The sequence below is a fragment of the Mastigocoleus testarum BC008 genome (assembly GCF_001456025.1).
Classification (GTDB): Bacteria; Cyanobacteriota; Cyanobacteriia; order Cyanobacteriales; family Nostocaceae; genus Mastigocoleus; species Mastigocoleus testarum.
On sequence record NZ_LMTZ01000170.1, the window covers coordinates 1 to 23676 of the forward strand.

General features: G+C 35.8%; 17 protein-coding genes and 1 pseudogene. 8 read left to right on the forward strand and 10 right to left on the reverse strand.

The window, feature by feature from the left end:
- Nucleotides 1-85 precede the first annotated feature (85 nt).
- Nucleotides 86-889, forward strand: a complete 804-nt coding sequence (locus BC008_RS45205; RefSeq protein WP_036267578.1) for a hypothetical protein — start codon at nucleotides 86-88, stop codon at nucleotides 887-889.
- A gap of 460 nt (nucleotides 890-1349) precedes the next feature.
- On the opposite strand, the gene BC008_RS45210 is transcribed toward BC008_RS45205, so the two are convergent.
- A complete protein-coding gene (locus BC008_RS45210) occupies nucleotides 1350-2186 on the reverse strand; it encodes a hypothetical protein (RefSeq protein WP_027845805.1) in 837 nt (278 codons plus the stop codon).
- Nucleotides 2187-2385: 199 nt separating this feature from the next.
- On the opposite strand from BC008_RS45210, the gene BC008_RS45215 reads away from it, so the two are divergent.
- Nucleotides 2386-3435 carry a DUF6398 domain-containing protein gene (locus tag BC008_RS45215; RefSeq protein ID WP_027845806.1) on the forward strand — a complete coding sequence of 350 codons (1050 nt, stop codon included), beginning with the start codon at nucleotides 2386-2388 and terminating at the stop codon, nucleotides 3433-3435.
- Nucleotides 3436-3596: 161 nt separating this feature from the next.
- Here BC008_RS45215 and BC008_RS45220 read toward each other — a convergent pair whose 3' ends face one another.
- The 3 genes from BC008_RS45220 to BC008_RS47300 form a co-directional block, all read right to left on the reverse strand.
- Nucleotides 3597-5609, reverse strand: coding sequence for a WD40 repeat domain-containing protein (locus BC008_RS45220; protein ID WP_058183242.1), 2013 nt, complete (start codon nucleotides 5607-5609; stop codon nucleotides 3597-3599).
- Between the two features lie 574 nt (nucleotides 5610-6183).
- The gene (locus BC008_RS45225) at nucleotides 6184-6978 is read right to left on the reverse strand and encodes a CARDB domain-containing protein (protein ID WP_058183240.1); all 795 of its coding nucleotides are present in this window, start codon (nucleotides 6976-6978) and stop codon (nucleotides 6184-6186) included.
- 975 nt (nucleotides 6979-7953) lie between these two features.
- Nucleotides 7954-8193 (reverse strand): AAA-like domain-containing protein, encoded by a 240-nt coding sequence (locus tag BC008_RS47300; RefSeq protein ID WP_321170114.1) that lies wholly within the window; start codon nucleotides 8191-8193, stop codon nucleotides 7954-7956.
- Nucleotides 8194-8362: 169 nt separating this feature from the next.
- Between BC008_RS47300 and BC008_RS45230 the strand changes: the two genes are divergently transcribed.
- Complete coding sequence (locus tag BC008_RS45230) at nucleotides 8363-8542, forward strand: hypothetical protein (RefSeq protein WP_058183238.1); 180 nt, start codon at nucleotides 8363-8365, stop codon at nucleotides 8540-8542.
- A gap of 311 nt (nucleotides 8543-8853) precedes the next feature.
- Here BC008_RS45230 and BC008_RS45235 read toward each other — a convergent pair whose 3' ends face one another.
- Nucleotides 8854-12387: a WD40 domain-containing protein gene (locus BC008_RS45235; RefSeq protein WP_058183235.1), complete on the reverse strand. Its 3534-nt coding sequence runs from the start codon at nucleotides 12385-12387 to the stop codon at nucleotides 8854-8856.
- A 573-nt stretch (nucleotides 12388-12960) separates the two neighbouring features.
- Entirely contained in the window at nucleotides 12961-14328 is a 1368-nt protein-coding gene (locus tag BC008_RS45240; RefSeq protein ID WP_027843540.1) for an AAA-like domain-containing protein, read from the reverse strand.
- Between the two features lie 106 nt (nucleotides 14329-14434).
- Here BC008_RS45240 and BC008_RS50190 point away from each other — a divergent pair, with 106 nt between their 5' ends.
- From BC008_RS50190 to BC008_RS45250, 3 genes are all read left to right on the forward strand, one after another.
- A complete protein-coding gene (locus BC008_RS50190; RefSeq protein WP_161938073.1) occupies nucleotides 14435-14698 on the forward strand; it encodes a hypothetical protein in 264 nt (87 codons plus the stop codon).
- A 663-nt stretch (nucleotides 14699-15361) separates the two neighbouring features.
- Nucleotides 15362-15745, forward strand: coding sequence for a hypothetical protein (locus BC008_RS45245; protein WP_027843539.1), 384 nt, complete (start codon nucleotides 15362-15364; stop codon nucleotides 15743-15745).
- 800 nt (nucleotides 15746-16545) lie between these two features.
- Nucleotides 16546-18399 (forward strand): serine hydrolase, encoded by a 1854-nt coding sequence (locus tag BC008_RS45250; protein WP_161938072.1) that lies wholly within the window; start codon nucleotides 16546-16548, stop codon nucleotides 18397-18399.
- Nucleotides 18400-18996: 597 nt separating this feature from the next.
- Here the strand turns inward: BC008_RS45250 and BC008_RS45260 are convergent.
- Both BC008_RS45260 and BC008_RS51055 read right to left on the reverse strand, forming a co-directional pair.
- A complete protein-coding gene (locus tag BC008_RS45260; protein ID WP_027843538.1) occupies nucleotides 18997-20730 on the reverse strand; it encodes an ankyrin repeat domain-containing protein in 1734 nt (577 codons plus the stop codon).
- A 117-nt stretch (nucleotides 20731-20847) separates the two neighbouring features.
- Nucleotides 20848-21867 carry a phosphotransferase gene (locus BC008_RS51055; RefSeq protein ID WP_058184892.1) on the reverse strand — a complete coding sequence of 340 codons (1020 nt, stop codon included), beginning with the start codon at nucleotides 21865-21867 and terminating at the stop codon, nucleotides 20848-20850.
- Between the two features lie 10 nt (nucleotides 21868-21877).
- Between BC008_RS51055 and BC008_RS52895 the strand changes: the two are divergent.
- Nucleotides 21878-22036: pseudogene (locus BC008_RS52895) on the forward strand (IS1 family transposase); the annotation flags it as partial.
- A 172-nt stretch (nucleotides 22037-22208) separates the two neighbouring features.
- Nucleotides 22209-22373, forward strand: a complete 165-nt coding sequence (locus BC008_RS47310; protein ID WP_268768197.1) for an AAA-like domain-containing protein — start codon at nucleotides 22209-22211, stop codon at nucleotides 22371-22373.
- A gap of 72 nt (nucleotides 22374-22445) precedes the next feature.
- On the opposite strand, the gene BC008_RS45270 is transcribed toward BC008_RS47310, so the two are convergent.
- A complete protein-coding gene (locus tag BC008_RS45270) occupies nucleotides 22446-23069 on the reverse strand; it encodes a hypothetical protein (protein ID WP_027843536.1) in 624 nt (207 codons plus the stop codon).
- A 78-nt stretch (nucleotides 23070-23147) separates the two neighbouring features.
- Nucleotides 23148-23546 carry a hypothetical protein gene (locus BC008_RS45275; protein ID WP_027843535.1) on the reverse strand — a complete coding sequence of 133 codons (399 nt, stop codon included), beginning with the start codon at nucleotides 23544-23546 and terminating at the stop codon, nucleotides 23148-23150.
- Nucleotides 23547-23676 lie beyond the last annotated feature (130 nt).

Below are 23676 nucleotides of genomic sequence, written 5' to 3' on the forward strand. Positions count from 1 at the left end.
TGAAGTGGATTTTTCATTTTGGTAGACGGTGAAAACTCCGTTCTACCATTTTTTTGGCACCAAGTTAATATTCCGGACAGGTCTAATGCTGCATTTCTATTTTGATGAAGGTCGCCAATTCTTGCAAGAAAGAGATTTGAGAATATTGGAAACAGCTATTAAACACGGAGATGGTAATTATTTTTTACCAGATTTTAATAAGAAAGCAATTGTCTCCATGATTGTAGCTTTGGATGCCCTAGGAATTAAGAAGCTTTGGGAACCAGGTCAAATATTCCATGAGAATCATCCCACGATTTTAGAAATATTCAACTTTGCCAAACAGAACCAATGGACATTGGCAACTATAGGGTTAGACTTTAAGAGATGTGAAGCGCCGATCCAATTGGTACAAGGAATTTTACAACGACTTGGTTTAAAAATGCCTCGCCTAAAAAGAAAAGGTGATGGTAGAAAGAATAAGCGCGTGTACATCTACGGTGCGCCAGTAGCTGACTGTGTGAAGATTGATGGTAAGCCCGTGATGGATTGTAATGGTTTTGCAATTCCCCTTGACGACGGCAGAGAAGAAATCTTCCAGCAGTGGGAAGCTAGAGATTTGGAATTGAGGAACAAGAAACTTTCTGAAGAGATGGAAGCAGCCAAAGTCTTGGAAGAACAAAGGTTGGTACAAGAGCAAGAAACCAAAATTATCCCACAATCTGTACTCGACAATAAACTCACTCCTTGGATTGAAACGATCGCCGAATACTGGACTGACCCAGAAACAGTAGGAATAGCAGCGAGAGATTTAGATCTCACAGACAGAGAATTGTTTGACCATATGGTTGGACAATTTACTGCTGAGCAAACTAATTACATCTATGAATGCATGGCAGTAGCTGCTTAAATAATTTTCTGCAAACATCTCTCTAAAGAGAGAATAAACCAAACATCATTTGATAACGACGTAAGACGCTGTTTTAATGGATCTGAATACGTCTGTTTTGTTGCGTCTATAAAAAGTGCGTCTACCCCTGGTAAATAGTATTATTTAAAATAACCCAATTATGTTGCGTCTACTCCATTTGATGAAAACTTATGATTTAAGTTGTGTGGTTTACCCTTCAATAAATGTCTATAGAAGCGACGGAAGCTGTATTAATTCCCAATAGTCTTATTTTGAAAAAGGTATATTAAAGGATAGAACAGTCATATTTAATTGCTCTGCTTAAATTTCCCAGGCTACTCCCGAACTATTTAGATAGATATTGGGGAACTAATTTGTTTTAAAACCAATATTTTTCTAAATAAGTATTTATAAAAGGTGTAGACGCAAGTATTTAATATCAAGCTAAAAAGAGTGTGATTTAGAAAGTATTGTTGCCAAAGTCTCGTTGATAAAAATAACGAGGGTCTCCTTTTTCCATAGAAATAAGTCGAAGTGGAATCATCTTTTGCGGGATAAAATAGTAGAAATTGACAGTTAAAGGTTTAGTTTCTTGAAACTCGACCTTGAGATTAATAATTTCATTACCTTGGTAGTCTTGAGTGAATTCAATAAGTTTATCGATCGTGTTTGGAGACAAAGAAATTAAAACTTGAAAATCGCCACAAACAGAATAAGCTAATAATTGTTTAGGTGAGATAAGGATATTCTCGATGATTGGCAACATTATTTGAGTGCCAAATGTTTTTCTCAGAGAATGATAGACAGTTCCAAGGTCAACTATTATGGTTGGTTTGAAATCTGGGTATGTAGTTTCTTCTTCTAGTAGTTGTAAATATAGATCTTTTGAATATTGAGCTCTTTCATATAAGATTGTCAAATCTATTGCTTCCTGTAAAAGAGTTTTATAACTAGTCATTTCCCAGTCAGATCCTAAAGAAGCAATAACTTCTTTTTTCTGTATTTCTCTTTTTTTGGGACTTAACTTTTTAAATTCTTCAGGGCTTGTGACGAATTGGAATTTACTAAAATTAGAATCTAGCTTGTTGGATTGTTTAGCTTCTCCCATATCATTTTTATAATGGGTAATTGCGGCTAATTCTCCACTTTCTGCTTTGGTTGTAGCTGTTTGTGTGGCACTAGATTTTAGTATTGCATTTACTTGGAATGGTTTTAGACTTAACTTACGAGCTATTTCTTTGGGAGTTAAACCTTTTTCTCGTAGAAGCAGAATTTCTGATTCAGGTTGTGAAGTCATAATTTTTACTTGCTCAATTTTCTATTGATTAAACAAGAACATTATTATCCCCTGAGACTATTTCTATATATCCAAAGCATTAATACTTATTAATATATGATTGGGTATGGGCTTTTGGTGGTAAACTTTTAATTTATTCTTACTTTGAAAAAAACTGTAGCTGATCAGATATGGGTGAGAATCGGCAAAGTATTTAAGTATGGCTAAAACTAAGAAATCAGAAAATGTTCCTAAGGCAATGCAAGAAAAGTTCAATGGCATTGTGGCGATAACGGATGATTTTGCCAAACAACACTTGAATGATGAATATGCCCAGATAATTCGCTTTGCAGCAGCAGCCCTGTGTCGGAAAAGACCATCTCCACTGGTAAAAGGTAGGGAGAAAACTTGGGCTTGTGGAATTACCCATGCAATTGGCATGGTCAATTTTCTTTTTGACTCTTCACAAGACCCCCATATTAGCGCCAAGGAAATCTACAAATGGTTTGGCGTGAGTTCTAGTACTGGGCAGTCGAAATCAAAACAGGTACGAGATATCCTGAACATCCGTCAAATGGATCCTAACTGGTGTTTGCCCAGTAAGTTAGACAAGAACCCCATGGCTTGGATGATTTCTATTGATGGATTTATTATAGATGCAAGGTCTGCTCCCCGAGAAATTCAGGAAGTGGCATATGCACAGGGTTTTATTCCTTACATTCCGGGCAATGGCGAATCGAAGGACATTGACGAATCGGAAACATCACCCGAACAACTCAATAAAGCAGTTAACTCTTCTCCCAATGCGCTGTATGTACTAGATGTGTTTTTAATTGACGGTCCAGTAACAGAAGAATTTATTGCTGAAAATCCAGTGGTGTCTCGAACCATTGAGATAAAAGGCAGTAATACTTTGGAGGATTTGCATAAAATTATTTTCAAAGCATTTGATCGTACCGATGAACACATGTATGAATTTCAAGTGGGAGGTCGTGGGCCGCAAGATCCAAATGCTAGACGGTACTGCTTAAAACAAGCATTCTCAAGTTGTGGTTTTAGAGAAGCGCCTGCAGGGGACGTGTCTAGTACCTCAATTGCTTCCTTAGGCTTATCTATGGATGAAGCTTTTGGTTACTGGTTCGATTTTGGTGATGATTGGTGGCACCAAATTGATGTAACGAATATTGCAGATAAGGCTAAATCGGGTAAGTACCCCAGAATCACTAAAAGACTTGGGGTTAGTCCTCCTCAATACGCAGATTTTGAGTAATGATAAAAAATGGAAATTTGGTTTGATTAAGATTTTTTGTGTTGGGTGTTATGTGTGCACGTAAGAGCACAAACGTGGAATTAGGGATGCTATTTGTTTGCCCGAGTGTGTTTCAGACATTGTATCATTACGTGTTTAGGACTACCTTAATTTGAAGTCTCTTACTTCGATTTACAAAAGGTATGAAGCAACTTTCCCCTAGTCATATCCCACATTTTCATTGTGTTATCATAGCTACCACTGACTAATGTTTTGCCATTAGAACTGATCGCTAGGGAGGAAATATTGTAGAGATGACCTTCCAAAGTACGAATTAATTTTCCAGTGCTAATATTCCAGAATTTAATATTATTGTCATAATAGCTACCACTTACAAGTGTCTTTCCATCTGGGCTAATAGTAATACTATAAACTCCAGGAGTTTGATTTTTAAGTGTGCGAATATTCTCTCCAGTGCTAGCATCCTGAAGTATTATCGTACCATCTAAATAACCACTAACAACAGTACTGCCATCTGGACTAATAGCAATGGAAGTAACCGGAGTTACATCTTTAGAATTATTTGCATACTCGTATACCGTTTCCTTTTTCAAGGTACGGATCAACTTTCCAGTCTGCATATCCCACAAGATAATTTCATCTCCACTACTAAGACTTAACAAACGATTGCCATTTTTGCTAACTGCAATTGCTGAAACAGGAAATGAATGTTCTAATTTATGAAGCAATTTGCCAGTATTAATGTCTCGTAATTTAATTGTCTCATTGCTAGCACTAATGAGAACAGTACTATCTGGACTAATAGCGACAGAGTTAACACCACCATCTTTAAATGCACGAATTAACTGTGCACTTTGCATGTCCCATAACTTAATTGGTTTTTCATCCCAACCACCAGTAACTATTTTCTTCCCATCTGGACTAATAACAATAGAACGAATCCACTTATCCTTGAATGTGCGAATTTTATTTCCAGTGTATTTATCCCATATATTAACAGTATCGTTAGAATTTAAACTAACCAAAAATTTATTGTTTGGGCTGATAGCAACAGAAGAGAACCAATCATAATGTCCTTTAATTGTATGAATTATTTTCCCTGTTTTTACATTCCATAATTGAATATTATTGCTATTACCACTAATAATGGTATTACCATCTGGACTAATAGCTGCTGTAGTAGCTGAACCCCCATAACTTATGAGTAGACCACTCGGAGAGTTTTTGGGTAATGAATCTGATAAAACTGATTTTTTAATAGGTTTACTAAATGTGCGTATTAACTGTCCTGTTTTAATATTCCATAATTTAACTGTACTGTCCCAAGCACCGCTAACTAAGGTTACTCCATCCGAACTGACAGATAATGATTTTATCATCTGGGAATGTCCCTTAAGTGTGCGAAGTAACTTTCCGGTAGCTATATTCCACACTTTGATGGTGCTACCACTACCACTAAAAATGGTTTTACCATCCGGACTAAGGGCTAGGGCAGAAACTATATTAGAACGTTGTGTCAATGTATTGAGTAATTTGCCTGTAGGAATATGCCATAGTTTGATAGTTTTATCGCTACTACCACTAATTAGATGTTCGCCATCTTGACTAATAGCAACGGAATTAACCGATTCAGAATGTCCCCTAAGTATGCGTAGTAACTTCCCCGAATAAATATCCCATACTTTAATATTTTTATCCGAACTACTGCTAACAAGTGTTTTACTATCCTGACTGACCGCCAGAGAAGTAATTGACTGGGAATGTCCTGCTAATGTACGAAGTAATTTTCCTTTTGAGACATCCCATAATTTAATAGTGTTATCATAACCAGCACTAATTAGAGTTTGACCATTAAAACTTAATGAACCTCTATATCCCGTACCTTTAAATGTACGGAGTAATTTACCTGTGGAAATATCCCACAACTTGATAGTATTATCGCGACTAGCACTAATAAATCTTTTCCCATCTGGGCTAATATCTATAGATTCAATAGAGTCAAAATGTTGCGTAAATTGACATCTGGGAGTAGAGTTTTCTAATTGGGTTTTTTCCATCCCATTTGAACTGTTGATTTGTGCAGCAACAAGTAATACAAATTGAGCTAAAGAGAATAGTACAGTTCCAGCGATACAGTGACAAATTTTGAATTTATAATTTTTGATATTAGTCATTTTCTCAGAAGGCAAGGTTTAGTTAACAATAAGATATTGAAAAACTGTAATGCTAATTACAGATTTATATCTACCTAGTCTGATTGATCTTAGTATATTATTTTACTGGAAAGTGAAAGTTTGTACGCATTATGTGTGCGTGTAGCGCCCTAGAGAGGACGTAGGCAGAAGGCAGTTAGCGTAGCGTTGTGAAAGGCAAGATGTCTGTGTTTTAGAGCGCAAGGGACTTCCAAAGATACTCATGAATATTTCTGTGCCTCATAGTTTTTTGACATTCTATACGCAAATGGGTGCAGTTATGAAAACTAATATTATTAATATCAATAGTGGCTGTCTAAAATATTCTAGTGATTAAAAAAAACTAGGTACTTCCACAAGAAATGCCAATTACGACTACATATAAGTAAGTAGGCACAAATAAAAGTAACTACGTAACAAAAGTTAAACGATTCTAAAACCCCTGCGGTTGCTGAGGACGCGCTCCGCGAACGTTTCATTACGTTCCCTCGCAATGACATAATTTGGTTTTTTAACGCCGACCTACTTATATGTCCGAGTTAATGTGGTAATCCAACTAATGTTTATGCCAATAAATATTATTCTTTTCGTTTTTCTCTCGAATAACTTTACCTGCATCAATAAATAATCGGAACTTTGTATTTTGAATTTTTACCTTTTTCGGAAGTAGTTTTTTAGCTCGAATGACAATCCATTTAGATTGTTTTTTCTTTAAACGAGGAGCAATTACCTTAATTGTACGTCTGACATTTTTACCTTTAATACTTCTAATAGTTAGTTTTAGAATATTAGATTTTGCAGGAGCATTACCAATATTGGATACAAGCACTCGTATAACTTTTGCTCTTGCTTTAGAGAAACGAACTTTTCTAATTACTAAATCTGGTTTTTTTCTACGTCTCCTGATAGGTTTTCTATTAGGTTGAGTGAAGGAATCAGAATTTTTTAATTTATGACAATTAGAGATTGAGATAATACCTCCAATATTGATATGTTCACCACCATTGAGACACTTCTCAGATGGTTGTGATTTTTCAATTTCTTCAGCAGGTTCTTCTACAGTAGTCTCATTATCAGAAGTTTCTTCGGTTTGGGTTTGTTCAGAAGTTTGATTTTTTGTAGAGCTTTCTTCGGTTTGGGTTTGTTCAGAAGTTTGATTTTCTGTAGAGCTTTCTTCGTCTTGGGGTTGTTTAGAAGCTGGATTTTCTTTACTCTCAGGTGCTTCTACCACTTGAGAAAATGTGTTAGAAGCGGAAATATTCACATTTTTAGTATCAGCAGCGAGTAAAGGAAAATTACCTATAATTAATCCGAGAGCAATAGGTGCTGCAATTATTTTTTGGAAATTCATGTTTATCCTTAAGATTATTTGGTGTTCTTTCTTTGATTACGTTTGAAGAGAAATATTTTGTATCCGCTAGATAATATAAAAAAGTAAATCATATGTTGTATTTCACTAAATAAATTCAAACTATGCTTATTATTGTGTGATTTGAGAAATAAAAAAACCATAGGAAAAAATCAGGTATTCCTAAACATCAAAAAATAGGATAAAATCAGTTATTTATTTTTTATTTAAATAATTTAAAATTCAAAATATTATACTCAAAAATAATGATTTATTTCCTCTAGCTATGATTAAATCACCATCACATTATGAATATCAAATTGGCGGAATTCTCTCTGCTTAAGCTTCAAGTGATGTTGCCCGTAAAGCAGATTTAGAATTCTATGAAAATTTAAAAGCTGGTGAATTTTGTTATATACTTAACTCACAACAAATGGGTAAATCTAGCTTGCGAATACAAACTATGCAAAAGTTGCAAGCAGAAGGTTTTATCTGTGTTTTTATTGATTTAACTGGAATTGGTAAGGAAGCAGGGTAAGCACATCTAAATTTGTAACTAAAATTACAGATATTTATTCAAATTTTTAGTTAGCAAGAGATAATTCAAGTCATTTAAGTATTAGAGACATTAATTAGTACGCTGATAAGTAAATTATCTATCTTGTCTGACAGGGTTAACTTCATGACCGACTTCGTCGGAAGGAAGAAGGAAGATGTCAAGAAACGCGTTTTCCAAAAAAAAAATCTTCCTTGGAAGACGCGCGGCAGCGCCACGAACCGACAGGAAAGGATACAAGCCCCGTCCATGAGCGGACGGAGAAGGTTTGGGAGGAGTACAAGCTCTTTCCAAACATAAAACCTTCTTCCTTCTTCCCTCTTCCTTCGCTATGACATCAGGTTTTAAGTCTGCAAAACAAAGAATTAAAAGCTCAAAAAATTGAGTATAACTAATGCAATTTCCCTGACAGAAAAATGGAATTAGTTTTTAGCGAAATTGAAGACCATAGGATTTGAGATGCGCTTACCCTGCCTGGCAGACATATAACAAAACCAATGAAGGAATTGATCTAAATTAGTTAAAATTTTTCGCTGAACACTACTTAAATCCAAGTAAACAGTTCGATAATTATTATCAACTACATAAGAAATAATTCTATTCATCAAAGAAGTTTTAGCCATGAGTTTGGGTGCTTTAATCCGAATTATTGAAATATTGATTTTTTGTAGATAGTTGTATGAAAAGCATTACGCACTCACCAACGCCAGATTTATAAACTTATTTATGTCTTGAGAATATACAGTCAGTAATAATTGCTATAATTTTTGAGGTAGATTCTTTTGACATATCTATGAGTTTTTTCATAGACATCAGTTTACTTGTCGATCTTTGCCTACCCCTCTACCAGATTGGGTTAAAGATTGGGAACGTCAAGAAATGGGCACTTATTTGGTTACTTTTGACCCAAATCATTTTCAATGGAAGCAAATAGAAACACAAGGTGATTCTAGGGGATATATTTATGTACTCAATGACCTTGGATTTACTGAGCCTACATGGGTAGGATGAATAACTTGGTAGTGCCTCAAATAACCATGAGATAGCAAATCAAGTCATACCCTCAAATCATTTCAAGCCCCTATTTCACATTTTCGCTCAATAGTGGATAAAGCACATTTACCGCACCTGCGCGGTATAGTGAAAAGGTCTTTAAATGAGCAATGAGTAATATATATAAATATTTTGGGTAGGGCTCTTTTAGAAATACAAGTTATATCTTGCCATAAACCCTAAAAGTTATACAGGGCAATAAACACAGCACTTAATCATATTAAAAATATATTCACACGAACTTCCAGCTACTTAACTTATATCCTTTATCAATTAATTGTATTGTGCTGATTACATATTTTTTGCAATTCCTTTTCTTTAGGATGAATCGCCAAATAATCTTCCAACCATCCACAACCTAATTTCATTAAATCATCTAAATCTAAATTTAACTTCCATAGCTTGACGGTACCATCTCTACTTGCAGAAGCTATGGTTTTTCCATTAGGGCTAAAACTAATTTTATTAACCCCATTTAGATGACCTTCCAATGTTGTTAGCAGTTGGCCATCTTTCACTTTCCACAGTTTTATAGTATTGTCAAAGCTACCAGAAGCCAGCAATTCACTATTTGGACTAAAACTGATGCTTCTGACCCCATTGCGGTGATTTGTAAGGCTGTACAACTCTTTTCTATCTTTTACACGCCACATTTTAATTATTCTTTGTTGATCGCCAGCAGCAATTAATTTACCATCTGGACTAAAAGCTACATTTAATAAGTAACCCATACCAGTATCAAAAATCTGGGATATTTTACCACTATCTATATTCCATAATATTATCCGACTGTCTGTACTAGCAGAAGCTAGTAATTTACCATTTGGACTAAAACTGACAGCTTTAACAAGATTAATATGACCTTTAAGGGTTTGTAACAATTCTCCATCTTCAACACGCCATATTTTTGTCGTATGGTCATTACTGCTAGAAGCTAATAGTTTACTATCTGGACTAAAGCTAACACTATTAACTTTTTTTGTATGACCCAGACGGCTATATATTTCTGTTCTATTTTCTAAGTTCCATAACTTCACTGTTTTGTCAGAACTTGCAGAAGCTAGTAATTTACCATCTGGACTAAAACTAACATCCCAAACCCTTTTTTTGTGACCTTTGAGATTTGTTTGTAATTTATGGCTTTTAGTATCCCATAATTTAATGCTGTTATCAGTATCAGCAAAAGCGAGAATTTTACCATCAGGACTGAAACTGACTGCTGCAATTTCCCCACCATTACCAACTAAAGTTTGTGGTTCCATATCCTTAAGGGACCATATTCTCAAAGTGTGATCGCCAACAGAAAAAAGTTTTTTCCCATCTGGACTAAAAGTAATACTGCGAATAGTACCAGTATGACCTTTTAAAGTTTGTGGTAGAGTATCTAAATTATCCAAATTCCACAGTTTCAAAGTTCCATCATTTCCAGAAGAAGCAAGTTTTTTCCCATTAGGGCTAAAGTTTACGCTCCAAACTGTACCACGATGTCCTAGAAAGTTTTGTACCTGCTTTCCAGTTTCCAGATCCCACAGCTTCACTGTGCTATCTTGACTAGCAGAGGCAAGAGTTTTTCCATCTGGGCTAAAATCAACACTTCTAACACCACCATAATGACCTTTGAGGGTTTTAAGTAATTTGCCATCCTCAACTAGCCAAAGTTTTATTGTATGATTTGTACTAGTTGAAGCAAGAGTTTTCCCATCTGGACTAAATTTTACATAAGTAACCCAATTAACTGGTTTGCGATTGGCTGGAATTTTTTGTAATAACTTACCATCTTTAACATTCCACAATTTCACCCACCCCTTGGAATCAGAGGAAGCAAGCAGTTTTCCATCAGGGCTATAACTAATACTTCTTACCCAGGTATTGTTATGAGCAAGGATAGTTTTCTTAAATTTACCATCTTTAACATTCCACAGCTTAATTGTACCGTCATAGCTACTGGAAGCCAAAGTTTTTCCATCTGGACTAAACCTAACATTCCAAATCTTATCACTATGACCTTTAAGTGTTGTAATTAAATTTCCTTTTCCATCCCAAATTCTCACTATATTGTCACTAGCACCAGTAGCAATTAATTGACCATGAGGACTAACACTAACATCTCTAAATTGAACGTTATTAACTTCTAAACGATTCCATTCTCTAACAAGGGATATTGCTTGACTTAAAGTTTTTTTTACCTGTTTTTCTGCTTCTTCTTGTACTGGCATAAGCTTTGCCAAATCTTGTATTTGTTTTGCTACTTTTAATCCTTCTATCAGCCCATCAAATGGTTGTTCATAAAGTTTATTTTCTATAGCTGAACTTCGAAAAGAAATCTTAGCTTCTCTTCTTTCTCTTCTTGCTTTGACAAGTTGTATACCTATAAATAAGGCTGCGACTAAAGATATAACAAAAAATATGCTGCCTACCGCTAAAATTTTCTTCGCTTTCTTCTGTGCCTGAGTTAAAGTATCATTGGCTTTTGCTAATATTTGACTCTCTTCTTCTTTGACAGTTAAACTCTGTTGAGTTTGACGCTGCTCTAATTCTTGACTAGCAGATAAAAATCGGTAATCTAAAGGGCTTAAGTTTTGATTGTTTGCCCAGGATAAAGCATCTTCTAAAGCTTTTCCTTGCAGCAGTCGAGATTCATCTTCATAATTAGAAGCTACCCAAACATTAAAATTTTGAGAATAGGGGCGTAGCTTGCCTAATTCTTTTTCAACCCAATTCTCATGAAAAACACTTCTGTAAATCGAATTAAAAACTTTTAATTTACCTTGATTTTTTATTACTAAACCAGACAAACGTAAATCTGTTTGTTCAAGACTTCCATCTGCCAATATTTCTCCTTTATGCAAAATTTCTTGATAAATTACTAATAATCTTCCGGCTTTTTGTTCGTTGCGGAGAATTCGATCTCGAATTGTCTTTAAATGCTCTGGCTCATCTTGTGCTTCCCAATTATCAATAATCGAGCTTTGTACTACCTTCGATATAGATTTGGAATTAATACTATAATCTTGGTGAGAATAATTAGTAACGATTTGACATAGTTTTTGTGTTAAAAATGGTTGTCCTCTAGTCCAATTTAATATTTCCTGAATAATATTTTGGGGATAATCTACCTTCCCTTCTAATCCCTTTATTAAGGGTTGCGCTTCATCAAGCTCAAATCCATATAATTCTATCGCCTTACCAATATTAAATGGTGTTTGAGTCTTATCTGCAATTAAATCGCTAGGAGTTGCTACTCCCAGAAGTGCAAAAGTCAGACGTTTATATGCCGGGTTATCAACTCGTTTATTATAAAAAAACCGAATTAAAGCAAAAAAATCATCAAGGGAAAAACTTTGACTCAAAACTCGGTCAATTTCATCCACGAAAATAATAATTCTTTGCTGAATTTCTACTAACAGTACTTCATCAATAAATAAATTCAGTCGCTGCACTGGTGAAAGTAAATCTCGCCTTTCCTTCCACCAGATTCGCCAATTGATTTTTTTTCCTAGCTGACAACTACTAACTAAAGATTGGACAATGCCAGCATACCACTTTTCTGCCGTTACATCTTCCTTCCCAATTCCGGTTAAATCAATAAAAGCACAGATAAAACCTTCTGCTTGCAATTTTTGCATCGTTTGTACTCGCAAACTAGATTTACCCATCTGTCGCGAGTTAAGCACATAGCAAAATTCACCTGCTTTTAGATTTTCATAAAATTCTAAATCCGCTTTGCGAGTGACATAACTTAAGGCATTAGTAGAGAGACTTCCACCAACTTGGTATTCATAGTGTGATGGTGAGTTAGTCATGATTTTAGAAGATTAACCCTTGTTATGAGTATAGTATTGTTGCTCAAAATTATTTGAGTTTGAAGACAAAACCTGATTTTTACCAATATTCAATATCGTTATCCTAATTTTTTATTGATAATACCTGATTTTTCCCTATTGGTATCTTCATGCATTTGCTTTATTATTGAGACATAGAGCAATGTAATTCAATACGGTTTATTTAAGCATTTTTGTTAGGATGGGTTAAGCTATAGCGCAACCCAAAAAAACCTGATAAATGTTGGGTTTTGTCCCTCAAGCTAATGTATGATTTTTAACTAATAGTGTGACATAACAGATACTGAAAAACGGGAGCATCCAACTTTTTTGACTGGGGTAAAAGTACTAATTGTCAAACAATCTATCCTGCGAGACTTAAACCTTTATTCTGTAGTTGCGAAATAAAAATTGGGATGCACCCCTGAAGAACCTGATTTTTTTTAATCATTTAAAAGGACTTCCCTCCTTCTCCAGTAGGATAAGTTTTTCTAAAAGTATGCATTGAATGTGTTGTGGGTCATTAATCAAAATAAGGAAAATAATTGTAGCTGTTCAAACTAAAACTCGTTGAAAATACTCTCGATACAAATTACACCGAGGTACAACATGATTATCCCGGCGTTGTACTAAACCCATACTGTGTAATTTATAAATCTGAATTGAATCTAATTCCACTTGTTCAGGTGAATTAACTACAACTTTGAAAGCCTGAGCTAGTTTTGGACATTTTTGTAGTGCTTCCAAGTATCCCCGCAAATGATTGCTATAAATACCTGCTTCTGTGGAAGCTTCTTGTAATAATTGTTTCAGAGTTAAATTTCTCAAGCTTACTTCATACATTGCCAACCTTATCAAAAAGGGATGTCCTCCTACCAGTTCCATCAACTGCTCTACCTGTATTTCATCCCAATTCAACCTATGTATAAAAACTAATTTTTTGACTTGCTGTTTATCAAACTCCACTAATTCTACTGGAACGCCTGCATTAAATGGTGATTGGTTTATATCTAGGGGAACATATACTTCAGTAGAGTGTGCTAATAGCAGTCGCAGTTTTTTCCAAATAGCAGAAATTTTTCCTTTTTCATGCCAACTTCTTAGCATCCCAAAAAAGTCTTCAGTAACTTCTGTATAAGAAAAAATCTTATCTACGTTATCTAATTCTAAGACAACTGGAGAATCTATTTGAGTTAGTAAATATTCTTCAAAGTAAACTGTGCAGTTGTCGTTACTGCCCAAAATCTCCCCATCCCAATAATCATTTAATTGATTTTCTAACTTTAACTGCCTACCAGCCATACAACAAAACCAGCGAAGGAATTGATCTAAATTAGTTAAAATTTTTCGCTGAACACTACTTAAATCTAAGTAAACAGTTCGATAATTCTTAGCAACTGCATAAGGAATAATTCTATTCATTAAAGAAGTTTTACCCATGAGTTTGGGTGCTTTAATCCGAATTAGAGAACCGGGTTTAATGATTGTTTCACAGCAGAGATTTTCAACATTATTTCGTTCAACGTAAAAATGAGAATCTGGTGGTACAGAACTTTCTGGGAAAGGTAGCTGCGCCACTGATGGAGATACTTGTAATTCTAGATTTTCCTCCATAGCAGATGAATCTCTTTGTTTTTCCCATTCTCTCCTCAGTGCTGCTTTAAAATTTCTTTTTGTAACTTTTTCCTCTAAAGCTTCAGAAAGCTTGTGCCATAGTTTATTCCCTACATCTTTATTTAAATATTCAGCACTATAGCCATAGATTATTGCCATATCATCATAGGTTTTATCTTCCCATGAACCTTGAAGTAATTTAATTTCAATGTCGCTGAGATATTTGCCTGTACTACGATATAAAGCAACATCTGCAGTTTCTTTGGCATTGCTCCAAGTGAAATCTGAGTCATAGAAATTGTTAAGCATTTGAACTACTATCTATGGTATCTTTATTCGTCTGCAATATACTTGTATACAAAATAAAGCGGTAATATTCCTAACTTTTGGTAAGTATAGAAATAATATTTGATTTTTGAAAAAACTAGAACAGCAAAGTTCAGTAGATGGGCAACTTTTAGAAAAGGTGATGAGTGAAAGTTTGCGCACAGTATTCCGACTTTGTGGCGCGTGCCGTACGTACTCCAGGGAAAAATGGTTCTTCAGTACCTGTTATCCTGCATTTCTCACAAGTTTTGTAGTCGTAAATGCTGAAAGCTTTATGCCATCTGGGTTTGATTCTGCTCAAAATAAATTCAAAAAACACACACTTTTGAAACCCTTATCTGCTTGGATTTGAGCAGATAAGGGTTATAGCTTCTAAAACATTGTTTGTGAGAAATCCGGAAAAATGCATGTCATTACTCCTCGTCTAAGTAAAAATAATCAAAATCAATTGTCACAAAAACTCAAAAGATACAGCAATTTTCTTCTTGAATTTACATAGGAAATGTCCTATTTTTAATATACTAAAAATTAAAATAAATACAGTATAAATATTGAAAAGCCTTAGATGTCTGCAATAAAGTTAGTAATGAAATCGTGTAATCAAAACACACTATAGGATGAAGTACAAGGTATTAGTTGCTCAACCCATTGTCTTCTGAGTATTTCCAACATTCCAGTTTCTGCAAACGTCGGTTGAACTGACTGTGATGTAACAATCGTGGAAACCACTGTTTATAATTAGCAGCAATAAATGTCCTGGTTTTGATGCTCAACCTGACTTTTTCCTATAAAACATTATCAAAAATATCTAACTGCTGGTTCAAATACCTGACTTTTACCTATGGCAGGTTTGGTGATTATCTCGAATAATCATTGATATCAATACTAAAAACTTCATGGGGTGACAAGTACCCCAAAGCCTTATTCAAATAAGAGTTGAAAATTTTAATGTAGAAGATGAAATCAACTCTTAAAACTAAGAATACTAATCATTCTATTAAGTAAGGAGACCAAAATGAAAATTCATTACATGGAAAAAATCATGACCAATATGAAGTCCATTCCGGACGCGCATCAGCGCGTGTTCAAGCTTGATGTAGAAGAAGTGACGAAAATCGTAAAGCGTGGCAAACCCTTGACAGCAGACGAACTCGAAGAGCGCGGGCCCGATGAGATCTACATGGCCGATCAGGTGCCTGAGGAGTCTGCTTTGCGCCAGAGCATCCCGTTACCTCCTGCAATTGGCGATCTCGTTTTTCCGAACGTGATCCTGGCTAACCCCTATTTCTGCTGGTGTTCGAGCTACACGTGGTGTCTTGAACTTGACGAGTTCGGGCGGCTACGTTACGTACTGAAGTGCAACTACTGGTGCATCCCGCAGTTACAAATTGTAGCATAATCCATTAGGTGCTTATCTAGTTGTGTTGCAAAAAGATTTTGTGTCCTCAACAAGTCTTAGTTGTTGATAATCTAACCTTCAATAGGATTTGCTGTTCCCATAGCGTAGCGTTAGCTAAAAAAGTCTTTTGGTAGGGTTAGGGAACAGGGAAAGGAGAACAGAGAACAGTTTTACCCCCTATTTTTTCAAATTTTTTGCAGTCCAAAAAGTTCCAAATGCAAGGCTTTTAACTTTTATATACTTATTCTCTCGTACTTTTTTTCACAAAAATAGCTTGAAAAGCTTACAAGATAAGAGTTTTAAAGTTATTCAGTAGACTATAAGTAGACTGCTTTTGTAATGCTGACAGCATTACAAAAGCAGTGCACGCTGTCAATAAGCTTAGACTATTGCAACTGAATATTTTTTTGCAACATAACTGTTTTTTCAATAATCAAATAAGAGTCCTATACATCCCTATTATGTTCAACAAAATCTCAGTAAATTAACTGTTATTGGTTCATTAATAGGTGTATATTTTTTTGATATACTGGTACTATAAGGTACAGACGAAAATCATTCCTCCCCAACCAGTATAATCTGGTTTTGCCAAAGACGAACTCACCAAAAATTCCTCAAACCCAAATATATCAAGAAAATAACCAAGTTGAGGTCGAACTATTGACTTATATAGCTTTGAGGTTTTTTTGATACGAAAAAATGTCTAAGTCCCGGTAAGTCCTAAATGTTTGTTTTTGAGTTTTGTGATGGAAAATTTAGGAATTTCAGAATGCAAGTATCTCGATAAGGAGAAATTAAAAATGAAACCTAATCGCAATAGGCCTTGGTATGTTTATTTGAGTTCTGTAGTGTTAGGATTTACGTTACCAATCGTAGGTCTAGTCAACAATAGTTCTGTATTGGTAGCTTCTCAAGTTTCACGAGAAACTGCATCTAATTCATCTGTAATTAATGTGGATAAATTAGAGAACAATGATAAAAACTTAATTGCTCTCACAGAGAAGTCGAGTACAAAACCGACTAAATTTTGGTGGCTCCATGGTGCTTCTGTTTCTCAAATTAAAAGTAAAATAAATCAGGGTTATCGTATTATTGACTGGGAAGTGGAAAAAACATCACCCTTAAGATTTAGTGTGGCAATGGTCAGAAATAAGGGTGAATATGCTAAAAAATGGTGGTGGTATTATGGTCTAAGTTCCCAACAAGTTAAAGAAAAATTAAATACCAATAAAGCACGGATAATTGATTTAGAAATTTACCGTCTTAACGGTCAAAAGAAATATGCTGTGGCTCTAGTGTCTAATACAGGTGCTGATGCAAAAAGTTGGTGGTATTACAGCGATTCTTCTATTAAAAATATCATAGAAAAAACAAAAGTTAACAAAGCACGAATTGTGGATCTTGATACCTATGTGGTTGGCGGTAAACGTCTGTATAGCGCCGTGATGATTAAAAATACAGGCAGTGACCGCAAAGCATGGTGGTATTACTATAATGTTTTACCAAGCTTTATTAACTCTAAGCTCAAGGAAAATAAAGCTCGTTTGGTTGATATTGAACGACATGGTGACAACAAGTTTATGGTTGTCATGGAAAAATCCCAAGGACAAACCTGGTGGTGGTACTACGGTAAAACGGCAACGCAAGTAAATCAGCTTTGGCAACAAAATCAAGCCAGAATTTTTGACATTGAACCTTACACCGTCAATGGTAAAAAGCGTTTCGCTGTGCTGATGTTGAATAATGCCAATTTATTGACTACTAGAATTGGTGAAATGCTACGAAATAATACTGATGGTGTTTCAGGACTGTACTTAAAGAAAGTCAATGGTTCTGTTTTGGCATCCCTAAAAGCTGACATATCTTTTTATCCAGCTAGTACAATTAAGGTATTAGAGCATTTGCACGCGATGAAACAAGTTGAAGCTGGAAAAGTCAACTTGAATAGTACAAAAGTTAAAGTTTATTTAGATCGCGCTGATAGTTGCAGTGATAATCATGCTGGCCAGAAATTCGAGCAAGAAAATTTGAGGGAAACCTTAAAGAAGATGATGAAAAACTCCAATAACCAGAGTACCAATGCAATACAGGAGTTATTCGGAAATGGAAAAGCCAACGTGGGTAGAAATACTATCAATCAAACCGCTTATAATTCACTCGGTATGAGTAAAAAGACTGCTCTCAACCATAAATTTGCTTGTGGTGGACCTAGTAATGATCCTGCAAATAGTTTGACTTTGAAGGATTTGGGAAAACTTTATGAAAAAGTAAGTACGGGCGTTTTTACTTCTAACTCAAACCGTGATACCTTTTATGAACTGATGCTCAATAGACGAGGTAGAATACTTACTGTTATTGATGAAGAAGCAAGTAAATTGGGTCTAAGTACAAATACAGTTAAATCATTTAAAAGTAAAGTTAAAACTGCTGGGAAAGGTGGTAGTTTTACAACTGGTAATGGGAAAAAATATACTTCTATTGGTGGTTGGGTGAAGCTTCCTTTTCAAAACGGTAATTCAGTTACAACAAGAGATTATGTTTTTGGCTTGTTTATTGATAAAGCTGATACAATAAATGACGGATTTGGAATTTGGTCCGCTCGCGCTGAACTTCTTCGAGATGAAATTCGTAAAGCACTTGTGACATTTAAATAGGGTGTGGCTATGGTAGTGAACCCCTATGGGTAGTGATTCTTATGTAGTGGCAAGACAAATTTTTAGTGTATCTGTTCTACAAGTAAACAATGTTTCTATTTTGTTGACAGATTGAATCAAAAAAAAAGGGGTATCATGTGAGCGTCCCAGGAGGGAAAGTTAAAATTCAAAAGTACCAAATCTCCCTCCCAACGAATGAAACTAGCACATTTTTAGGCTTTAGCTGAAAGCTTTACTATATAGGGGTTTTAAAATGTGCTAGTTAGAAGTGCCCAACTGGCGGCGATTCCCACCCGTTACTGATGTAGAGAAACTTGTATTTTGATTAAAATTGCCAAAATATTAATGAATTGTTTGGTGAAATATGGTTTATTAATATAATTTATCATAAAAAAATATTTTTAGGATTTTTAATTAGTGGGTTGCAAATACATTTATTAATTAATCGCAAGCAAAAAAATATAGAAGAAGACGAAAAAGATATTGAAATTTCCCTCCTCTCAAGTGTGGGAGAGAAAGCACGAAAATAGATTATCTTGCTTTGATAACATCTTTTGAGAATTTCATTTTTTATATAAAAGAAACAAATATGGTTAACTATAAACCAATTGATGACTTCTTATTCTTGCTCCATTGCATATTTTTTAAATCTAAAATATAATCACTGTCATTTTCTACATAGTCGGTTCTATCTTCAACTCTGACAAAAACTTTACCACCATTAATATATATTTGGGATTGCTGTTGATAGTATGCTTTGTGTTGGCTAATCCATCCAGGTTTTTCTCCGGTGGTTTCAATTTTTTCTATTTGAAATGTCTCGGAATGCAGTCGATAAACCGGCGTTTCATTGTAGATTCTTTCATCTATATAACCCAAACAACCAATTATATAAATATATTCTCCTACCACTGTTGCCGAATGAAAGTCGGTAGGAGGAAAAATATCTTTCGGATAACCTAAAATTGTAAATTTACCATCACCTTGATAAACTACCACGTCGTTATATATACAAAATTCTGGGTCGTAGAAATCTTCGTGTTCGCCCCCTATTTCGATGATTCTTTCATTTGGTAATTGGGTAATTGTTCTACCAGATCTGCTAAAACACCATACTGGCTCATCCTTATAGGACAGTGCATTATTTGTATCGCCAAACCTATCTCTGGCGCTCCAAGCACCTAAACCACTTTGCACCATAGCTTGCCAGAATGCTACTTTCATAACTTCTGGATTGGCTTTTCCAAATCGCCGGTATTTCCCGTTAAAATATTGCTCTGGGGAAATAGTATAAATGTCATCAGGATTACCAACTCCTGTTAGTAATCGCCGCATATAATCGTTAATGTCACTTAAATCTGCACCTGCATCAACAAGCATTTTGACAATTTCCAGGTTACTTGCTTTCTGGATCGCTTCCCTGGCGTAGTAGGAGGTTCTAGAAGCATTTGCCCCAGCTTCTAACAATAGCCTGACGCAATCAGTTGCACCATGCTCTGCTGCTAAGCTCAAAGGAGTAGTGCCAAAATCATCAGTAGCTTCAGTATCAAAGCCTTCTTGAATTAACCATTCTAGAACTTCGACATGATTATTTTCTATGGCATACATCACAGGTGGCTTATTACAATTTCCACAATCGAATTGATTTGCTCCCGAATCTAGGAGTAATCTCGCTTTTTCTACGGAGCCTACTTGAATGCTTAAAAGCCAAGGTGTTCTATCGCAAAAATCTCGTGTATCAAGTTCGCCACCTTTATCAAGTAATTTCTTTATCTCTTCGACACTGCCAAATGCAACCGCGTATATTAATTCTGTCCATTCTAGTTGTTTTCCGTCAGCACCTGCTGCTAATAAGAATTTAACAACATCAAATCTACCAATCCATGCAGCAGTATTTAGAGCTGATTCACCATATTCACTAGTCCCATTAATTTTTGCACCCCTGGCAATCAATAAATTGACAACTGGAATCAAGTTTTCACATTTATTAATATCTCGACCATGCATCGCATCGATTAGTACATCATAGCCACCTGGTCTTTGATAATCTATATCAGCACCTGCATCTATAAGGTATTGGATTTTTTCGACATTTCTCGATTGTACACCTAGCCCAAGCACATTCTGATTATACCTGCCTTCAACCGCATTTACATCAGCACCGTTTTCTACCAAAAATCGCACCATATCAAGGTTGGCATTTGCGTCATTTACTGCATACATTAATGGTGTTTTTGACCATTTATCTATATGATCGATATCAACTCCCCTAGCTAGTTGATGTTGTACGCCTGTGATATCTCCTTGTCTGGTATAAGCATGAATTTCCATAGTTGAAATAACCTTTTTTCAGTGAACGAGTAAGTAGGTTGGCGTTGAAAATTGTAATTAGGACGGGCAGTAGGCAAGCTGAATTTCAATTATGAACTACCCTATCGGTGGGGTAGTTTATTCAGTATTTGTCTTTAAAAGCATATCGCTTTCCCAGTTCTGTAAAAGTGCCAAGAATCCATCACGGGGAGGTTTACCGGAGGCAAACTCTAAACGTGCATTTTGTGCCAACGAGTAGTCCGCAGATGCTGAAATCACGACCCATTCTTTACGACAAAAGCAGTGCCCACGAGCAGTTTCATATTCATCGATGAAAGCGCGTGTCTCTGCTAGGCTTGGGGTTAAAGGTGTTGGAATCTCCCATTGGGCAGTAAATTGAACTGCCGCACGTCCTACCATCTCAGCCTCGGAGGCTGCAAACAGCGAATCCCAGTCATATACTACACACACATTATTTTCATGAAAACGGCAGTTCTTAACCCCCCAATCTAAATGTGCAGGTATGAGCGGCAGATTTTTAGCTTGTATTATCGATTGGGCGCGACGGGCAATTTGGTCGATCCACCTTGCCTCCGGATCTTTATCCAGCTTCAAGAAGGAGCGATGAGAATTAGACCAAAGCTTACTTTCTCGTGTCGGTGCTAATGGTAGTTCTGTGGGATTTTCGTGCGGCAGAATGCCAGTGAGTTCTGCCAGTACTTGTGCCAGTTCTTGACGCACAATTGGTTCGTGCGGGTTTCGCATTGCTCCATCCATGAATGTGTAGAAAACACCTGTTATACCGTCTTCTGTTTTAAATATTTGAGACCGGGTTGGCGGTGCAGGGAAACCAGAACGCACTACTATGTTCAAGCACCTATGCGCGGCTGCGAGTTGCTCTTGCGATTGAGATGGATGGAAAAGCTTAAGGATGACCCGCTCGCCTGATAATAATTCAAGCCCAAATACAACTCCAACGCTCTTTTCTGCAAAAAAAGCCCCACGAATTCCCTGGCCAAGCTCTTCCCATGTCAATTGGTCAACGAGCATGGAAATCTGCCGGTTAGATAGCGTTCCGGTAATTGTTGCCAGATCGGCTCGCCATTTACCCTCAAATTCGACTTGGAGTAATCTTTGAAGTGGAAGCAGTTCAGACATATCTTTGTTCAAAGTCCAAATTAAAAGATTAGCTCGAAAAACTATTTGCTTTTCTAAATCTACTTTGATGCACGATATTGTGATTGGATTATTTATTAATGAACTTATCCCACTAATAAGATTTTTGCTAAGAAGCTTAAATATTTTAAGAGCTAACAACGAAAAATAAATCTTTTCATACAAATTTTATTCACATACAGCAGATTCGATGTTTATGAGGTACAGTACTGAATTCAAATTCCAAGCTTTAAAAACCGTCCTGTAATTTGGTGTACCTCACTTACCTCAAAAGTGCTGTAAATGAGCATTTTTAGAATAGTGGGATAGGTTCATGTCCAAAACTGGCTCAGGCTTTTAAAATTGCGCTTAATTCACCCAAACCAGTTGAATTAAATTCAATTCAGATTTACAAATTGCACAGCATGGGTTTAGTACAAACATTAGATAACTGTGTTATACCTAGCTGTAATTTATATCGGGAGTATTTTCAACGAGTTTTGGTTTGAAAAACTATAATTATTTTTCTCGTTTTTAATTTACGACTTACAACAAAGTGATTATTCCATCTACCTAAAAATTTATCCTACCGGAGGAGGAGGGAAGTCTTTATCGTCGAATGTGACTGTTATTGTTACGGGAAAAGATTTTACTTGCTCAGCTAAACCTGAACATTTACCCCGAACTTCAATGGACTTTTTGATGGTCTTCTTCACCGTCTTTTCGGTATTTTGGTGCTTATTGCCAGAAACCCAGGCACCCCCAAATGCTTGTTGACCAGCTTTCTCTAAATCTATAAGTGAGAAAGGCTGCATGGTAATGGTTTTTGTGTAGGATTGGGTGTTTGTCTTACCGTTAACCACAGTCGTCAAATTTTGACCATTGGGACGGTAAGCAAGGTAAGTGACGGTGCGTCCAGCAGCACATTTCATGGCAATTTTACCCTTCATGTTCAGATTGCCAGACTTTGTTGCCAAAACATGATTGACAATTGAATTTCCATTGATGACCTCTACGGTTTCATGCTTCATGGGCACATAGGCTTGGGTACTGCCAAGTTGAGCCAAGTAAGGTCCAGTTCTGGGAGTAGGTGAATCAAAGACTGGATCGATGGCGATGGCTTGTGCTAAAGCAGCAATAGATGGAAAAAGTAATGTGAAAGCAGTGGTCGCTATAATTGCAGTTGCTTTCGGAATGCATTTCATGATGATTAACCTCTATGAACTAAGTAGGTAAGCGGAAGTAAACTAAGGTAATAGAATGCAAGACTCAACTGGAAAAGCCTATCTACTTAGATATAGTTTTCCCTGTTGGTTTTTCTTTATGTTCCATCCGTTAAAGAAACATGCTTGATCTAGTCCAATTTGTTTTGGTGCTAACCGAGTCCATTTATATTCGGCTCTATGCTTTTTGCCATTCAACGATACGTTAATCTTTCTATTTGAACTACGTTTTCTTCGCCGCCACCACCAATATCTACCATTAGGTTTAGCTTCAACAAAGAAAGACCCGTTAATATTATCCCTAGTAGCAACATAAACTTTTTCATTTGTTTTATTCGCTATACAGATATATAGGATACTGTCGTTCAATTCCGCTTTAACTGGTTGAATTGAGGCAATATTAATACCTGCTATTGTTGCTGAGAGAAATAAAGATAATCCAGTAATTTGTTTTAACATTGTTCACACCTTTTTATAATTATTATGAATTTTTAGTAGCATTTAGAAGTAACTTCTATTGCTGTATGTTCCAATTATCAAGTCAATAAATAAGAATACCAATAGGAATAAATCAGGTATCTTCAAAGTT

Coding starts and splice junctions, on each gene's coding strand:
- BC008_RS45240 (WP_027843540.1), bottom strand. CDS start 14,328: ATGCTTAACAATTTCTATGACTCAGATTTCACTTGGAGCAATGCCAAA.
- BC008_RS45275 (WP_027843535.1), bottom strand. CDS start 23,546: ATGTTAAAACAAATTACTGGATTATCTTTATTTCTCTCAGCAACAATA.
- BC008_RS45235 (WP_058183235.1), bottom strand. CDS start 12,387: ATGACTAACTCACCATCACACTATGAATACCAAGTTGGTGGAAGTCTC.
- BC008_RS45220 (WP_058183242.1), bottom strand. CDS start 5,609: ATGACTAATATCAAAAATTATAAATTCAAAATTTGTCACTGTATCGCT.
- BC008_RS45245 (WP_027843539.1), top strand. CDS start 15,362: ATGAAAATTCATTACATGGAAAAAATCATGACCAATATGAAGTCCATT.
- BC008_RS45250 (WP_161938072.1), top strand. CDS start 16,546: ATGAAACCTAATCGCAATAGGCCTTGGTATGTTTATTTGAGTTCTGTA.
- BC008_RS45225 (WP_058183240.1), bottom strand. CDS start 6,978: ATGAATTTCCAAAAAATAATTGCAGCACCTATTGCTCTCGGATTAATT.
- BC008_RS45210 (WP_027845805.1), bottom strand. CDS start 2,186: ATGACTTCACAACCTGAATCAGAAATTCTGCTTCTACGAGAAAAAGGT.
- BC008_RS45205 (WP_036267578.1), top strand. CDS start 86: ATGCTGCATTTCTATTTTGATGAAGGTCGCCAATTCTTGCAAGAAAGA.
- BC008_RS51055 (WP_058184892.1), bottom strand. CDS start 21,867: ATGTCTGAACTGCTTCCACTTCAAAGATTACTCCAAGTCGAATTTGAG.
- BC008_RS45270 (WP_027843536.1), bottom strand. CDS start 23,069: ATGAAATGCATTCCGAAAGCAACTGCAATTATAGCGACCACTGCTTTC.
- BC008_RS45260 (WP_027843538.1), bottom strand. CDS start 20,730: ATGGAAATTCATGCTTATACCAGACAAGGAGATATCACAGGCGTACAA.
- BC008_RS45215 (WP_027845806.1), top strand. CDS start 2,386: ATGGCTAAAACTAAGAAATCAGAAAATGTTCCTAAGGCAATGCAAGAA.